16 protein-coding genes are annotated in these 13514 nt (G+C 66.0%); 2 read left to right on the top strand and 14 right to left on the bottom strand.

Features of this window, described 5'->3' with window-relative positions; translation table 11 throughout:
• Positions 1-27 precede the first annotated feature (27 nt).
• From FHS94_RS13270 to FHS94_RS13230, 9 genes are all read right to left on the bottom strand, one after another.
• Entirely contained in the window at positions 28-519 is a 492-nt protein-coding gene (locus FHS94_RS13270) for a hypothetical protein (protein ID WP_246348615.1), read from the bottom strand.
• Between the two features lie 136 nt (positions 520-655).
• Positions 656-1309, bottom strand: coding sequence for a F0F1 ATP synthase subunit B family protein (locus tag FHS94_RS13265; protein ID WP_184058655.1), 654 nt, complete (start codon positions 1307-1309; stop codon positions 656-658).
• Positions 1302-1796: a F0F1 ATP synthase subunit B family protein gene (locus tag FHS94_RS13260; protein ID WP_184058653.1), complete on the bottom strand. Its 495-nt coding sequence runs from the start codon at positions 1794-1796 to the stop codon at positions 1302-1304. Before FHS94_RS13260 ends, FHS94_RS13265 begins: the two co-directional genes overlap by 8 nt.
• 67 nt (positions 1797-1863) lie before the next feature.
• Positions 1864-2091 (bottom strand): F0F1 ATP synthase subunit C, encoded by a 228-nt coding sequence (locus FHS94_RS13255; protein ID WP_184058651.1) that lies wholly within the window; start codon positions 2089-2091, stop codon positions 1864-1866.
• 39 nt (positions 2092-2130) lie between these two features.
• A complete protein-coding gene (locus FHS94_RS13250) occupies positions 2131-2922 on the bottom strand; it encodes a F0F1 ATP synthase subunit A (protein ID WP_184058648.1) in 792 nt (263 codons plus the stop codon).
• A gap of 32 nt (positions 2923-2954) precedes the next feature.
• On the bottom strand, positions 2955-3272 hold the full coding sequence (locus FHS94_RS13245; RefSeq protein ID WP_184058646.1) for an AtpZ/AtpI family protein: 318 nt from the start codon (positions 3270-3272) through the stop codon (positions 2955-2957).
• A gap of 163 nt (positions 3273-3435) precedes the next feature.
• A complete protein-coding gene (locus FHS94_RS13240) occupies positions 3436-3810 on the bottom strand; it encodes a YdbL family probable chaperone protein (protein ID WP_184058644.1) in 375 nt (124 codons plus the stop codon).
• Between the two features lie 2 nt (positions 3811-3812).
• Positions 3813-3986 carry a YnbE family lipoprotein gene (locus FHS94_RS13235; protein WP_425506186.1) on the bottom strand — a complete coding sequence of 58 codons (174 nt, stop codon included), beginning with the start codon at positions 3984-3986 and terminating at the stop codon, positions 3813-3815.
• 14 nt (positions 3987-4000) lie between these two features.
• Positions 4001-7147 (bottom strand): intermembrane phospholipid transport YdbH family protein, encoded by a 3147-nt coding sequence (locus tag FHS94_RS13230; RefSeq protein ID WP_184058642.1) that lies wholly within the window; start codon positions 7145-7147, stop codon positions 4001-4003.
• Positions 7148-7214: 67 nt separating this feature from the next.
• On the opposite strand from FHS94_RS13230, the gene radC reads away from it, so the two are divergent.
• The gene (gene radC, locus FHS94_RS13225; RefSeq protein ID WP_184058640.1) at positions 7215-7943 is read left to right on the top strand and encodes a RadC family protein; all 729 of its coding nucleotides are present in this window, start codon (positions 7215-7217) and stop codon (positions 7941-7943) included.
• Between the two features lie 61 nt (positions 7944-8004).
• Here the strand turns inward: radC and FHS94_RS13220 are convergent, their stop codons facing one another.
• On the bottom strand, positions 8005-8469 hold the full coding sequence (locus FHS94_RS13220; RefSeq protein WP_184058638.1) for an EF-hand domain-containing protein: 465 nt from the start codon (positions 8467-8469) through the stop codon (positions 8005-8007).
• Between the two features lie 198 nt (positions 8470-8667).
• Here FHS94_RS13220 and purB point away from each other — a divergent pair, with 198 nt between their 5' ends.
• A complete protein-coding gene (gene purB, locus FHS94_RS13215; protein ID WP_184058636.1) occupies positions 8668-9984 on the top strand; it encodes an adenylosuccinate lyase in 1317 nt (438 codons plus the stop codon).
• A 247-nt stretch (positions 9985-10231) separates the two neighbouring features.
• On the opposite strand, the gene FHS94_RS13210 is transcribed toward purB, so the two are convergent.
• From FHS94_RS13210 to dnaJ, 4 genes are all read right to left on the bottom strand, one after another.
• A complete protein-coding gene (locus FHS94_RS13210) occupies positions 10232-11428 on the bottom strand; it encodes a dicarboxylate/amino acid:cation symporter (RefSeq protein ID WP_221234775.1) in 1197 nt (398 codons plus the stop codon).
• A gap of 98 nt (positions 11429-11526) precedes the next feature.
• Positions 11527-11838, bottom strand: a complete 312-nt coding sequence (locus FHS94_RS19690; RefSeq protein ID WP_184058632.1) for a transcriptional regulator — start codon at positions 11836-11838, stop codon at positions 11527-11529.
• Positions 11835-12287, bottom strand: a complete 453-nt coding sequence (locus tag FHS94_RS13200; RefSeq protein ID WP_184058630.1) for a hypothetical protein — start codon at positions 12285-12287, stop codon at positions 11835-11837. Before FHS94_RS13200 ends, FHS94_RS19690 begins: the two co-directional genes overlap by 4 nt.
• An 87-nt stretch (positions 12288-12374) precedes the next feature.
• Positions 12375-13493 (bottom strand): molecular chaperone DnaJ, encoded by a 1119-nt coding sequence (gene dnaJ, locus FHS94_RS13195; protein WP_184058629.1) that lies wholly within the window; start codon positions 13491-13493, stop codon positions 12375-12377.
• Positions 13494-13514: the final 21 nt, after the last annotated feature.

Here is a 13514-nt window from a genome sequence, read left to right as displayed (position 1 = left end):
GGAGTCGGCGACTTGCTCGGCTAGCCCTTAGCGGCTGGCATTGCGGCCTTTTCCAGGCGCCGACGGCTCGATCGCGGCCAGGTCTGCGGCCGTCCGTGACAGCAGGTCGTCCGACAGTTGCCCGCCTGTCAGCGGCTGGAAGCGGCGCAGGCTGAGAGCCTGGAACTTGGGCAGGCTCTCGTCTGTGCTGAGGCCGGGCAGGTCCTTGTCGAGCACTGCACGCGCTTGAGGACTGGCGATCAACTGCGCAATCGGCGTGTCGAGATCGAACAGCGCTGGCGGCGTAAGAGGCACCGACGCACCGGCCGTCGTGGGTGCCCCAACCGGCTCTGAAGGCTGCAGAGCCGTCGCGGCCGGATCGACAGTCGGGACGTTCGCCGGAGCCGTCACGCGGTCGTCCTGCGGCACGCCGCCAAGGTCCAGCGAGAATTGCTTGGAGGATTCGGCAGCAGAGCTACCGGCGGGCATCTGTGCCTGGCTGACGCCAACGATGGCGAGCATCACGGCGACCGCAATCATCGCAGTGCACCTGCCACGGCAGCGTTCTTACAGAACATGGACCCGCGGCTCCTACCCGTCCGCCGACGCAGCGGACCGCGCGATCCTTGTTAGCGGAACAGGCAGCGGGCGGGAAGGTCGCGCCCGCTGCTGCCAATCAGCTCGGGCGACCGATCCGCCCGATCGCATGGTCGATCATGTTGCGATCAGCGTCGGCACCGTGCTGCTCGGCGATCAGCAGTGCCGCGGCGCGCGCAGCAGCATCGGCCGCTCGTGCCCGTACCTCAGCGATCGCACTATGTTCGGCGGCTGCGATGCGGTCTTCCGCCATCCGGACACGCCGCTCCATCAGTTCGGCGGCATCCGTCTTCGCCTTGGCGATGATCGCATTGGCTTCCTGCCCGGCATGCTGCCGCATGGAAGCAGCGTCCGCCTCGGCAGAACGGGCGCGCGCCTCATACTCGGCGCGCAGAGCCTCAGCCTCGGAACGGAGCCGCTTGGCTTCGTCCAGTTCGCTACGAACGGCGGCTATGCGCTTGTCGAGCATGGCACCCACGGTCCGCGGCACCTTCCACACGATCATGAGCAGAATCACGACCAGCGCCGCGATCCCGACCCAACCCGTCGAATTGAGGCCCAGCGCGGTTGGATCCGCCACGTGTTCGGGCCCGCCCTCGGCAGTGGTGCCGCTCTGGGTTCCCTCCAGGCCACTGCCGTTGCGGATGTCGGCAGGCTTCAACGCCTGCGATGATGCCGCATCGGCCAGGTTCTCGGCCACGGCCGTGTTGGGATGAGTGGCAGGATTAGCCATGAACGCTGGTCCTTCTCACCGCCTCGGAAGCGGCCTCTTCACTGACGTTCAGGCCGGCGACCTTGGCCACCAGGCTCTGGGTCGCGTCGGCTGCGATGTCCTGGACATTGGCCATCGCGTCGGCCTTGGCGTTGGCGATCGCTACCTCATGATGCGCCAGTCGTTCGGACAGGTCAGCATCAGCATGGGCAAGCTGGGTCTCGGTGGTGCGAGCCGCTTGTGCCTTGGCCGCGGCAATCTCAGCCTGCGCTGCGGCACGGGCCGCGTCGGCAGCCTGTCGCCAGGCTTCTTCGGTCTTGTCGGCCTGTGCACGGGCAGCTTCTGCCGCGGACAGGTCCGCCGCAATCTGAGCTTCACGCGCGTCCACCGTCGCGACGATGCGCGGCACCATTCCCCGGCCTACCACGAAGTAGAGCAGGCCGAATGTCACCAGCAGCCAGAAGATCTGGGACGCGTAGGTGGCAGCGATTTGGGAAATCTGGGGCATCGTTACCCTTTGAAACAAGCCGTTCGCAGGCGACCAGGATCACGCCCGGCCGCCTGCAAAAGGATCATCAGGCGACGAACACCAGGATGATCATCGTCACGAATGCGAGCAGACCGAGAAGCTCGGCGGCCGCGAAGCCGATGAACAGACGGCCCTGCTGGCTGTCCGCCGCACCGGGATTGCGCAGCGCGCCTTCAAGGAACTTGGCAAAAACATTGCCCACGCCCAGCGCGGCGAGGCCCATGCCAATCGCGGCCAGACCGGCACCGATCATCTTGGCGGCTTCTGCGTCCATGTCGTAAACTCCAGTGGTAAGTGGTTCAGGTTGAAAGGATCAATGCAGGTTGACGGCGTCGTTCAGGTACACGCTCGTCAGCAGCGCAAAAACATAGGCCTGGATTGCGGCGACCAGCAGCTCAAGCAGCGTGATGCCGATCATCAACGCGAAGCTCGGCAGCGTCACGATAGCGGCATAACCGACGCCGAGGTTCAAACCATTGATGACGAACCCGGCCAGCACCTTCAGCAGGATGTGCCCCGCGGTCATCGCCACGAATAGTCGCAGCCCCAGGCTGAACGGCCGCACCAGGAAGCTCATCAGCTCCACGACGAAAATCAGCGGAATCATCAACACGGGCGTGCCATGTGGCACGAACAGGCTGAAGAAGTGGAAGCCATGCCGGCCGAAGCCGACGATCAGCACGATCGCGAAGGAAATGATGGCCAGCACACCGGTAACGGTGATGTGGCTCGTGACGGTGAAGGGGTGCCAGCCCGGCACGACGCCGAACGGCAGCAATCCCAGCACGTTGGCGAACAGGATGAACATGAATAGGGAGAAGACATAGGGCACAAAGCGCTTGCCCTCTGGCCCTATGTTCGAGGTCAGCATATTCTGGACGAAACCAGTGAAGCCCTCGGCCGCCGCCTGCCAGCGACCGGGCACCAGCTCACGCCTCATGCCGCCCGCCATGAATACGGCAAGGCTCAGCACCGTGATAACCATCCACAGCGCCGAATTGGTAAAGGACAGGTCGTACCCGTTCACGATCCAGTGCCGACCGAACAAAGGTTCGATCAGGAACTGGTGCATGGGATCGATCTTGCCGCCCGATTCTGCCGCCACGTGCCTATTCCCAAATGCGACAAACGCCCGGTTTAGCCCGGGCGTCCGCCTGCGATCCGAAGTATCTGTCTGAACGCCACCGCAATTCCGAGGAACAGCGACACGATCAGGCCCCAGGGGCTGACGCCAAACCAGCGGTCGATACACCAGCCGATCAGCGCGCTGCCAACAAGGCTTCCGATCAGCGCGGCGAGAACCCGGTTCCCGAGCGAGTAGCCCGCGTCTTCCGCCGGCTTCACATGCCCGGACCGTAGTGCCTCATGGTGCCGGGCCTCCTTCAACCGCTCATCGAGCGAGGAAAGCCGCGGATCCTCCGCACCCCGAAAATCCTGCCCGGAACCATCCGCCACGCGCTTGCCCTCGCCTGAAACTGATCCCGGACGAAGAAAGCGCGCAAGTCGGCGAGCGATCCCGCCAAGGCAGGCCGGCGTTTAGGTGTGGTGTCCGGGCGTGTCAACCGTGGGTCGGCCTGCCGGCTTCCTCCTGGGAACGCGGCGGACCGGCCCGATCAGGTCAGACGCAACGGCTGTCGCGGACGGGCGCTGCGGCCGTGCGGGTATGCCATACGCCGTCGGGGCCCTTGTACTTCTCCCCACCAGACGTCTGGCCGATCAGATTACAGCCGCTGGTAAAGGCCATTTGCTCCACGGTGGCGCCGGACGCCTGCGCCTTCGCCGTATAGGCGGCCTTGCGCTGGATGTTGATATTGCTGACCAGCGCGCGAAGATTCGCATCGGCGGCGCCGACGATGCCGAGATAGCCGTCGGGCTGTTCCCCGACCTGCCCCGCGGCGCGCGCGGCAGCATAGGCCGGGTCACGCTGCGCCACCGCCGGCGCGGACAGGACGAGAGCGGCGGACAGAAGCGACAGGGTCAGGGCCTTGGTCATGGTCAAAAAATTCCCGGGTTCTGCTGGATCAGCGACTTTGCCTCGTTGTCGAGGCGGTACACCACTTCCTGCGTCACACTGATGTTGAGGTTGATCTCGATCGGCTTGTCGGGTGCGGAGATGTTGACGCACCCCCCGCTTCCCAATGCCAGCCCGACCGTGATCATCCCCGTCATCCATTTCCTGTATATCATCGCTTAGGCTCGCTTGCAGGGGGCTGAACGGGACGACCCGGCGCATTCTGCTGCTGCAGCAGGGCGGGCAGGTTTCGGTCGATCAGCCGCTTTGGGTCGTAGAAGCTTTGTGCCGAATCGATCAGCCCCCGGAAAGGCGCCCTGATCCGTACGTTAAAGACGAAGGGCAGCCGCTGGAGGCGTCGGATCAGGATGTTGCTGGTCGCCCCCTGCCCCTGCGTGACGCCGCTGAATCGCACATCGGTCACCATCTCGCCCGCCAAGGGCCCGTTCATGCTGATGCCCAGGTCCCGATAGCGCAGCGACCGCAATGCGCCGAAAGCAAGGTTTCCCCAGAACCCCAGGTTCTTGCGGCTGATATCGCCCAAATAGGCAAGCGTTCCGCCGCCGGGCCGTACCGTCAGCCGCCCGCCCTCGATCCGCCCACCGGCCGCATCGAACACCATCGGCAACGCGCCGTCGAACGTGCCCGTCGCCTGAAGATTGTCGAAGTCGAACTGCCGAAGAAAGCGATCGGCCGCGACGCCGTCGACGGTGAAGGTCATCAGCCGCTCACCCGCCCCGCCGAAGTCGAGCAGCGTCGGCGCGAGGCTCAGCTTGCCGCCCGCGAACGGCCAGCGCGCTCCCTCTACCTGCACCCGCGAATCAGGGAGCGTCTGGTATCGCACAACGCCGTCGGTGACAGGGATGCCCGGGTTGATGGATGCCACGGTCGCCACCTGCCCCGGCGCGCTTTGAAGGGCGAGCAGGTCGGTGAACCGGATCTCCGTTGCCAGCCCGCTTACTGGGCCGAACGCTGCCGCCAGATCGGTACCCGCCGTCCGAAACACGCCGGTGCTCGAAACGCCTTCGGGCCCCCAGACAATCCGCCCATCTCCGCTGACCGTCCCGCGAACGTCGGCGATGACGCCAAAGGTCAGCCGGGTCAGCCGGTCGGGCTGGAAGTCGCGGGTGAAGGACAGGCTGGGCACCCCCACGGTCGCGACACCGCGCCCGCTCGCAAGCTCATGATCGACCATGACGGTACCGACACGGGTGCCCGTTTCCGGCTCAATTAACGTGCCCGTCGCACCAATGGCGCTGTTCACCAGCCGCAGTTGCACGTCCTTGGCGGCAAGAGGACGAAAGCGTGGGGTCGCAACCTGCGTGTCCGCAACCTTAAGATTACCTGCGAGCACCAAATTGCCACCGGCCAGCCGCCACGTGCCCACGGCATCGGACAGCAGCAGCGGCACCGCCCCGATCTGACCACTTGCTCCCAGGAAACGGCCACCGACGCCGCCCGCATCTGCCCGCGCGTCGAGCCGGGCCGCATCGATCCGAACCGGGCGCGCGGGATCGCCGATCCGCACGCCGACGTCGCTCGCCACCAGCGTGCGGGCCCCAAGCGCAAAGGTTGCCCCGCCGAGCCGCAGGTCCAATGCGCTGCTCCCCAGCCTTCCAGTCAGGCGGATCGCCGCAATGCGCGCCCCGCCCCGGACTTGCCCGCCATCGAAGCTGACCAGCGCGCCCTCAGTGGCGCACAGCGGCACCGTTGCGGGGTCAAGCACAAGCCCGCCTGCCGCGACCCGCCGCCACCCGAGCCGCGTGCAACCGCTGTCCAGCCGCCAGGCGCCGCTTCTCGACCGCTGAACGGACAGGGGCACCCTGACATCGTCCACGCGACCGTCGGCTAGCGGTCCGGACAAGGTTGCCACCGTTTGCACCCGCGCGCTGCCGTCGTTTGCGATCCCGAAGCTCACAGGCGCCAGCGCCAGCCGCGCCCCGCCGGCAGCATAGGGCATCAGCGTCGCGGTTCCGCTGATCGCGCCGGCACGGGTGCGGGTAATCGCAGCCCGCACCGTCGGCGCGCCGCCGCCGCCAAGATCGAGCTGTCCATCGGCTGTCCAGCCGCCACCCTGCCCCTGCCAAGCAAGCCCGCGCCCACCGCCAAAGCTCGCCCGGAATCCGCTTGCTGCCGACAACGCCACGCGGTCGATAACCACAGTGCCAACATCGCCCGCGCGCTGGACCAAAAGGTCGACACCCCCGTCGAACCGCCGCCCCGCGTTCCTTACCGCCTCGGAAGCACGGGTGGCGAGCGGGCCGAGCGGCGTTGCTGAGCCAGCATACGCCCACCGCGTTGCAGCCGCCAATTGCGACGGCTCGATCCTTGCGCCCGCCACGGTCACCCTCCCCTGGAAGGCATTGACGGAGCCGATCTGGAAACGCCCGGCAATACGTGCCGCCTCAGTGACGCCATGGGCCTGCCAGGCGGCAGGACCCGCCACGGAGATGTTGCCGGTGGTCTCATCAGGCGCGCCGCGAAAATCGACCCTTGCGGCCAGCCGCGCCTGGGCACCTGCCCCCAACACGCCGCTGGACAGCTTGGCCGTGCCGGACCAGCCGTCGAGCGCCGCGGCCAGCGTCACGTTCACATCGGCGCGCGGTGACAGGAGCCGGGCAGTACCGCAATCGGCTCTGGCCGAGCTTATCGGCCCGGTCAGCCTCGGCCGCCCCCCGCTCAGCACGGCAACCGCCAGATCAGCGTGCAGGGTATTTGCCCGGCACGGCCCCGCATTAACTCTGTCGCCGGCCACGGCCCGCACGCGGCCATGAAACCCGCCGTCGAGCCTTCCCTTGCCATTCAGGCCGATCATCACCGGTGCAGCCGGGGTGACGAGCGCCAGCCGGGCATCGGCCACCTCCAGGTCGAGCGCAGGCAAGGCAAACGGCTTCCCGCTCGGCGCAGGCAGTAAACGGTCCAGGGTGCCAAGCGACACGCGGCCACCAGCCCATCGTCCCCGCACCAACACGTTCCCGGCGCGCACTCGCTTGAGGTGCGCTCCAGACAGGCCGACCGCCGTATCGGTCTCGATCCAGTCAGCGGTCAGGTCAGGCCGCGCCGGGTCACCAATCTCCACGTTGGTCAGCCGCTGCCTGCCGAATCCCAGGTCAACCACCGTGTAACGAGCCGGCACGCCGCGCCGCGCGAGTTCCCTGTCGATGAAGTGTTCTGCCAGCGGCCGTCGCGCCACCCAGACCCCGCTCAGGGCTGCTACCAAGGTCAGCGCGGAGGCCGCGGCATAGCGCTGACGCCGCCGCCAGCCCATGTGGGCAGTGGCGGGCGTGGCTGTCGCATCGTCGGCCCCATCCCCGGTCATTGCCGACCGCTGTAGTCGCGGGGCTGCTTGCGATGCAAACCGGTCACGTTACTCTTGGCGGCCTATCATGGCCGACATCGACTCCACTCCCAGCCTCTTCAGCCCCGACAACGCCGGCACGGCCCCGGCGGCGTCGGACAACCAGGGCCACCGCGCCCGCCTGCGCGAACGACTGCTGACCGGTGGCGGATTGCTGGACCACGAACTGATCGAATACCTGCTCGCGCTCGCGATACCCCGGCGCGACACAAAGCCGCTCGCCAAGGCCTTGCTGCGAGAGTTCGGCGGGATCGGCGGGGTTCTCACCGCCGATGCTGAGGCGCTCGGTCGGGTCGCAGGCATGGGCGAAACGGCCACCGCCGCCGTCAAGATCGCCCATGCCGCAGCGATCCGCCTGCTTCAGGCCGGGGTGGCGGAACGCCCGGTACTGGCGAACTGGCAGGCGCTGCTCGACTATCTTCGTGCTGACATGGCTCACCATGCGATTGAGCGCTTTCGTGTGCTTCACCTCAACAGCAAGAACATGCTCATCCGCGACGAGGTTATGAGTGAAGGCTCGATCGACCAGGCGGCGGTGCACGTGCGTGAGGTCATCCGCCGCGCGATCGACCTGGGATCGGCGGCGATCATCCTGGTGCACAATCATCCCTCTGGCGACCCTTCTCCCAGCCGCGCCGACATCGACGTTACCCGCGCCATAGCGGACGTTGGCAAGCGGCTGGGCATCATAGTCCACGATCACATCATCATGGGCACGGGCGGCCATGTGTCGCTGCGCGCGCAAGGGCTGATCTAGCGCGTACGCAACAAGGGCCGCCGGATCGCTCCGACGGCCCTTGTTGCGCTTACTGAAAGGCTTAGCCCTTGCTGGCCGCCGCCAGGAAGCCGACCACTTCCGTCTTGGTCAGGGTCTGGCTCTTGTTCTTGTCAGCCTGGGCGAAGGCGGCGCCGACCCATTGCTTTGTCGTGGCGTTGTCCGCCTTCGTCGTGGGGTCGCTCTGGCTTTTCAATGCGACCATCCAGTCGCCAAACTCGGTCTTGCTCAGCGTCCCGTTGCCGTCCTTGTCATAGGACGCGAACTGCTGGTCCACGGCCTGCGCAACCGCATCGCCGCTGGCGGGCTGTGCCGCCGCAGCGCCGGCACTGGCCGCTGCATCGGGAGTCGCCTGCGTTGAAGCCGGCGCGGAAGAAGCGGTACCGACAGTTTGATCCTGGGTCGACTGATTTGAAGTCTGCGGAGCGGCCTGATCAGTTGTGGCGACCTGTGCAAAAGCAGGTGCACTGATCATCATCGCTCCGGCGAGCATAGCATATTTCAGCATTTCGTCTTTCCTTTGCTTCAACTCAGCGATGAACCGTGCTGTATGCCGGATCATCTGTATCTCATGCCGACCGAGTCGATCGATCACTTGTCCAGATAGCCCTTTCATCCACAGTTTGAAGCCCCGCGGATGCGCTGCTAGGAGCACCAGGAGGGCACGCCAAGACGGGCCGTGCCGCCCCCGCGACAAGGTACTTACATGGTCCCCCGCTACTCCCGCCCTGCCATGACCGCGATCTGGTCCCCCGAAACCCGCTTTCGCATCTGGTTCGAAATCGAGGCGCACGCGACCGACGCGCTTGCCGACCTGGGTGTCGTCCCCAAGAGCGCGGCCGAGGCGTTGTGGCGTTGGTGGGCCACCAATCCAGCCATCGACGTCGACGCTATCGACGCGATCGAGGCGGTCACCAAGCATGATGTGATCGCGTTCCTGACGTGGGTCGCCGAACAAGTTGGTGATGAAGCCCGCTTCATGCACCAGGGCATGACCTCGTCAGACGTGCTCGATACCTGTCTGGCCGTCCAGCTCGCCCGCGCGTCCGACCTGCTACTGGCCGACCTCGACGCGCTGCTCGACGTGCTGCGTCGCCGCGCCTTTGAGCACAAGCTTACTCCAACGATCGGCCGCAGCCACGGCATCCACGCCGAACCGACTACCTTCGGCCTGAAGCTCGCCCAGGCCTATGCCGAGTTCGCCCGCTGCCGCGATCGGCTGGTTCATGCGCGGGCAGACATTGCCACCTGCGCCATCTCGGGCGCTGTCGGCACCTTTGCCAACATCGATCCACGCGTTGAGGAGCATGTCGCGGCCAAGCTCGGCCTGTCGGTCGAGCCCGTGTCTACCCAGGTCATCCCGCGCGACCGTCACGCCATGTTCTTCGCCACGCTTGGCGTGGTGGCGAGCTCGATCGAGCGCCTCGCGACCGAAGTGCGCCATCTCCAGCGCACCGAAGTGCTGGAAGCCGAGGAATATTTCTCGCCGGGCCAGAAGGGTTCGTCGGCCATGCCGCATAAGCGCAACCCCGTGCTGACCGAGAACCTGACCGGCCTCGCCCGCATGGTTCGCGGTTATGTCACGCCCGCCCTGGAGAACGTCGCGCTATGGCATGAGCGGGACATCAGCCATTCGTCGGTGGAGCGCTACATCGGCCCCGACGCCACGATCACGCTCGACTTCGCGCTTGCCCGCCTTACCGGCGTCATGGACAAGCTGGTGATCTACCCGGAGCGGATGCAGGCCAATCTCGACCGCATGGGTGGGCTGGTCCACTCTCAGCGTGTGCTGCTGGCGTTGACCCAGGCCGGTGTCAGCCGCGAGGACGCCTATCGCCTCGTCCAGCGCAACGCGATGCAGGTGTGGCAGTCGGACGGAAAGCTGTCGCTGCTCGAATTGCTCCAGGCGGACCAGGAAGTGACCGCAGCACTGTCGCGGGACCAGATCGCGGAGCGCTTCGACCTGGGCTATCACTTTGCCCAGGTAGATACGATCTTCGAACGAGTGTTCGGGCGGCCCTGATGATTGCGTCAGGCGCAATCGCGGCTGCAAGCAACAATGTTGCGGCGGTCTGCAACTAACGCCATATCGCCGTTGCCGGTTATTGCACTGGCTTCGGAGACCTTACCATGCGCATGTTTGAGACCGTGACCAGCTCGGTGCTGGCGATCGCGGCCCAGGCGCTGGTGGTCGGCGTGGTTCTCACCACGCTTTGACCCATCGGCCCCCGCCTCCTCATTGAGAGGGGGCGGCACGGGCCGGGTCGAGTTTACTTGTCCCGCGCGACCATCAGCGTCGCGGCGAGATCGGCGGTCACGTTCGCGACCGTCCGCACCATGTCGGGCAGCATGTCCACCGCCAGCATCACCGGCAACAGCTCCAGCGGTGCGCCCAGCACCATCGCAGCGGGTGAAGTTGCAGCGACAAAGCTGACCGCGCCCGGCATACCCAGCACGGCAAAGGTCGATACGATCGCCAGCGGGACAGCCAGAACTATCTGCGTCGGCGCGACGGGCACCCCTGCCATCCACGCCATGGCGAGACCGACCAGCAGCGCGTTCGATGGCGCGGTGATCTTGAACACGGCCACGGCCAGCGGCAGCACGACTCCTGCTTCCGCTTCCGGCACCCCCAATCTCGCCGTGCCCGCCAGCATCGCCGGAAGCGTCGCCAATGACGATTGCGTACTGGCGGCCACAGCTTGGGCCGGCGCTGCCGCTCGTGCGAAGCTCCACAATGGCGCCCCTCCCCAGATGCGGGCCACCGCGTAGCAGGCAGCGGCCAGCACGATCGCCACGACCCACTGAACCAGGATATAGTGCCCCAGCATCGCGATCGCGCCGGTCCCAGCACTGGCGCCGATCGTGAAAGCGAGTGCCGCAATCCCGACCGGAGCGACCCGCAACACCGCGCCGACGATCACCACCATGGCGTCGGCCAGCCCCTGTAGCGGCGCGAGTGTCGCCGCAGCTCGCATCGGCTCAATCCGACCTAGCGCCCAACCCAGAACCAGCGCGAAGATGACCAGCGGCACCATTGCCCCCGCTGCGGCAGAGGCCACGATGTTGACCGGCACCAGCGCACGCACCGCTTCGGTCGCGCTCGGCACCGACACGGAAGCGGGCGGAAACGCGCCACGGAGCGCGTCCGTCACCGTCGGTGAAATGGGTGACATCGCCAGCAATGGCGGCACCAGCAGGGCTGCAACTACTGCCGACAATAGAAGCAATGCCGCCAGCACCACCAACATACGTCCGCCTAGCCGGCCCGCCTCCGATCGCAAACCTGCAACCCCGGTCACCACCAGCGCGAACACCAGCGGCACCACGGTCATACGAAGCATGTCGAGCCACAAGCCGCCGATCAGCCCTGCGGCCGCGACCACTCCCGAGCTTGCCTGCCCCAGCACCACGCCAGCCGCGAAACCCAGCAGCAGCGCCAGGATCATCCAACCCGGCGCTGGCACTTTGCGGCCAAGTGCACGTAACCCTGCAATCATCGGCCACCATTCCCCACCACGTGCGCCGGTGTCGTCGCACCGACGCCCGGTGGCAAGCCCGCGCTCTACTCGGCCGCGATACGCTCGACCGATGCCGCCGCGTCCGCCAGCCGCCTCAATTCGGCAACATGGCCCTTGAACGCAGCGCGGCCCGCCCTGGTGATCGACGCCCAGGTTCGTACGCGCCCGTCGACGCTTGCCTTGCGCAGCTTGACGTAATCGGCCTCCCCCAGCGCAGAAAGGTGTTTGGACAGCACGGAGTCACTGACGCTCGTCGTTTGCCTCAACAGCGCGAACTCCGCCTCCCGCACCTCAGCCAGCACCGCCATGATCTGAAGGCGCGCGGGCGGATGGACTATCGGGTCAAGACCGCTCACGCGACACTGCCCAGCATCTCGCGACGGAATACATCGCACCACCACACGCTGCCCACATAGGCCACGACCGTCGCCACGACGGCCAGCGGCGCAGCTGCCCAATTGGTGTGCCTTTCCACGACCAGCCAATAGCTCAGGGCATAAAGCGCCTCGATTACCACCAACACTGGCAGCGCGACCCAGCGCGTCCGCCCGGCGCGATACCCGTTGATGAACATGCCCATGCGACGCCGGTCCCAGCGGACGATCAGCGCAACGCCAACCAGAGGAATCAGAAGTGCGACGAAGCGCCATTCCAGCGGAAGCACGGGCGATGCGAACAGCAGCGCGATCAGTCCCGCAAAGGCCAGGTGGCGCGACACCGGCGTTTCCGACGCCGCGGCCAGCTTCGCCCGTGATTGATCAATAAAGGCCAGCGCTTCCGCTGCGCTTGGGGCTTCGGTGTTCATGACGGCTGCTCCTCTTTCCAATGTGGAAAGAGGTAGCCGTGACTTTCCGGAGTGGCAAGTCGTTTCTTTCCGACTTGGAAAGAGAACCTAGCCCCCGATCGCCTGTTTCAACTTGGCGAAAAAGCCCTGGCTGTCGGGGCACTCGTCGCCCGTCTCGGTTTCCCTGAAAGCCTGCAACAGTTCCTTCTGCCGCGGGCTCAGCTTGGTCGGCGTTTCCACCTCGATCTGCACGACGAGGTCGCCTGAGCCGCGCCCCTGCAACACGGGCATACCCGCCCCGCGTTGACGCAGCTGCTTGCCCGACTGGATACCTGCCGGAATACGGATCTCGTGCGCCCGCCCATCCAGGCCCGGGATGGTCAGCGACCCGCCAAGCGCAGCGGTGGTGAAGCTGATCGGCGCGCGCGCGAACAGCGTGGTGCCTTCACGTTCGAACAGCGAATGCCGTGCGACGTGGAGGAAGATGTACAGGTCGCCTGCCGGCGCGCCACGCGGTCCTGCCTCGCCCTCGCCGGACAAACGCACGCGGGTGCCCTCGTCAACGCCAGCCGGCACGTTGACCGTCAAAGTCTTTGTTTTCTCGACCCGCCCGTCGCCTCGGCAGTCGCTGCACGGGTCGGCGATGACCTGGCCAGAGCCCTGGCACACCGGGCAGGCGCGCTCGACCACGAAGAAGCCCTGCTGCGCACGCACTTTTCCGTGTCCGGCACAGGTCTGGCAGGTCCGCACACTGGTGCCGGGCTTTGCGCCCGACCCTTCGCAGGTATCGCACTGCGCCGAAACGTCGACGGTGATTTCCGTCGATTTGCCGTGAAACGCGTCTTCCAGCGTGATTTCCATGTCGTAGCGCAGGTCCGCGCCACGCCGGGGCTGTGCCCGACCGCGACCACCGCCGCCGCCCATGAACTCGCCGAATACGCTTTCAAAGATGTCGGAAAAGCCGCTGAAGTCCTGCGGCCCACCACCGCCGCCCTGCCCCTGGAACGCGGCATGGCCATAGCGATCATAGGCGGCGCGCTTTTGCGGGTCCTTCAGGACGTCATAAGCCTCGGACACGGCCTTGAACTTGGCTTCGGAGTCCTTGCACCCGGAATTGCGGTCCGGATGATACTTCATCGCCAGCTTGCGATACGACGACTTGATCGTCGCGTCGTCCGCCCCGCGCTCGCACTCGAGCAGTTCGTAATAATCGATCGTGGTGGTCATCGTGCCCCCGCTACGCTTGGC

The sequence above is a fragment of the Sphingomonas aerophila genome, from assembly GCF_014199305.1.
Lineage (GTDB): Bacteria > Pseudomonadota > Alphaproteobacteria > Sphingomonadales > Sphingomonadaceae > Sphingomonas > Sphingomonas aerophila.
The sequence above is the reverse complement of the archived record's forward strand: the minus strand, read 5'-3'. Positions and strand labels throughout refer to the sequence as shown.

Bases quoted from the DNA above. Each gene is read 5' to 3' on its own strand.
- FHS94_RS13260 (WP_184058653.1), bottom strand. From the start codon at position 1,796: ATGCCCCAGATTTCCCAAATCGCTGCCACCTACGCGTCCCAGATCTTC.
- purB (WP_184058636.1), top strand. From the start codon at position 8,668: ATGGTCCCCCGCTACTCCCGCCCTGCCATGACCGCGATCTGGTCCCCC.
- FHS94_RS13265 (WP_184058655.1), bottom strand. From the start codon at position 1,309: ATGGCTAATCCTGCCACTCATCCCAACACGGCCGTGGCCGAGAACCTG.
- FHS94_RS13255 (WP_184058651.1), bottom strand. From the start codon at position 2,091: ATGGACGCAGAAGCCGCCAAGATGATCGGTGCCGGTCTGGCCGCGATT.
- FHS94_RS13235 (WP_425506186.1), bottom strand. From the start codon at position 3,986: ATGACGGGGATGATCACGGTCGGGCTGGCATTGGGAAGCGGGGGGTGC.
- FHS94_RS13230 (WP_184058642.1), bottom strand. From the start codon at position 7,147: ATGACCGGGGATGGGGCCGACGATGCGACAGCCACGCCCGCCACTGCC.
- FHS94_RS13220 (WP_184058638.1), bottom strand. From the start codon at position 8,469: ATGCTGAAATATGCTATGCTCGCCGGAGCGATGATGATCAGTGCACCT.
- radC (WP_184058640.1), top strand. From the start codon at position 7,215: ATGGCCGACATCGACTCCACTCCCAGCCTCTTCAGCCCCGACAACGCC.
- dnaJ (WP_184058629.1), bottom strand. From the start codon at position 13,493: ATGACCACCACGATCGATTATTACGAACTGCTCGAGTGCGAGCGCGGG.
- FHS94_RS13200 (WP_184058630.1), bottom strand. From the start codon at position 12,287: ATGAACACCGAAGCCCCAAGCGCAGCGGAAGCGCTGGCCTTTATTGAT.
- FHS94_RS13240 (WP_184058644.1), bottom strand. From the start codon at position 3,810: ATGACCAAGGCCCTGACCCTGTCGCTTCTGTCCGCCGCTCTCGTCCTG.
- FHS94_RS13270 (WP_246348615.1), bottom strand. From the start codon at position 519: ATGATTGCGGTCGCCGTGATGCTCGCCATCGTTGGCGTCAGCCAGGCA.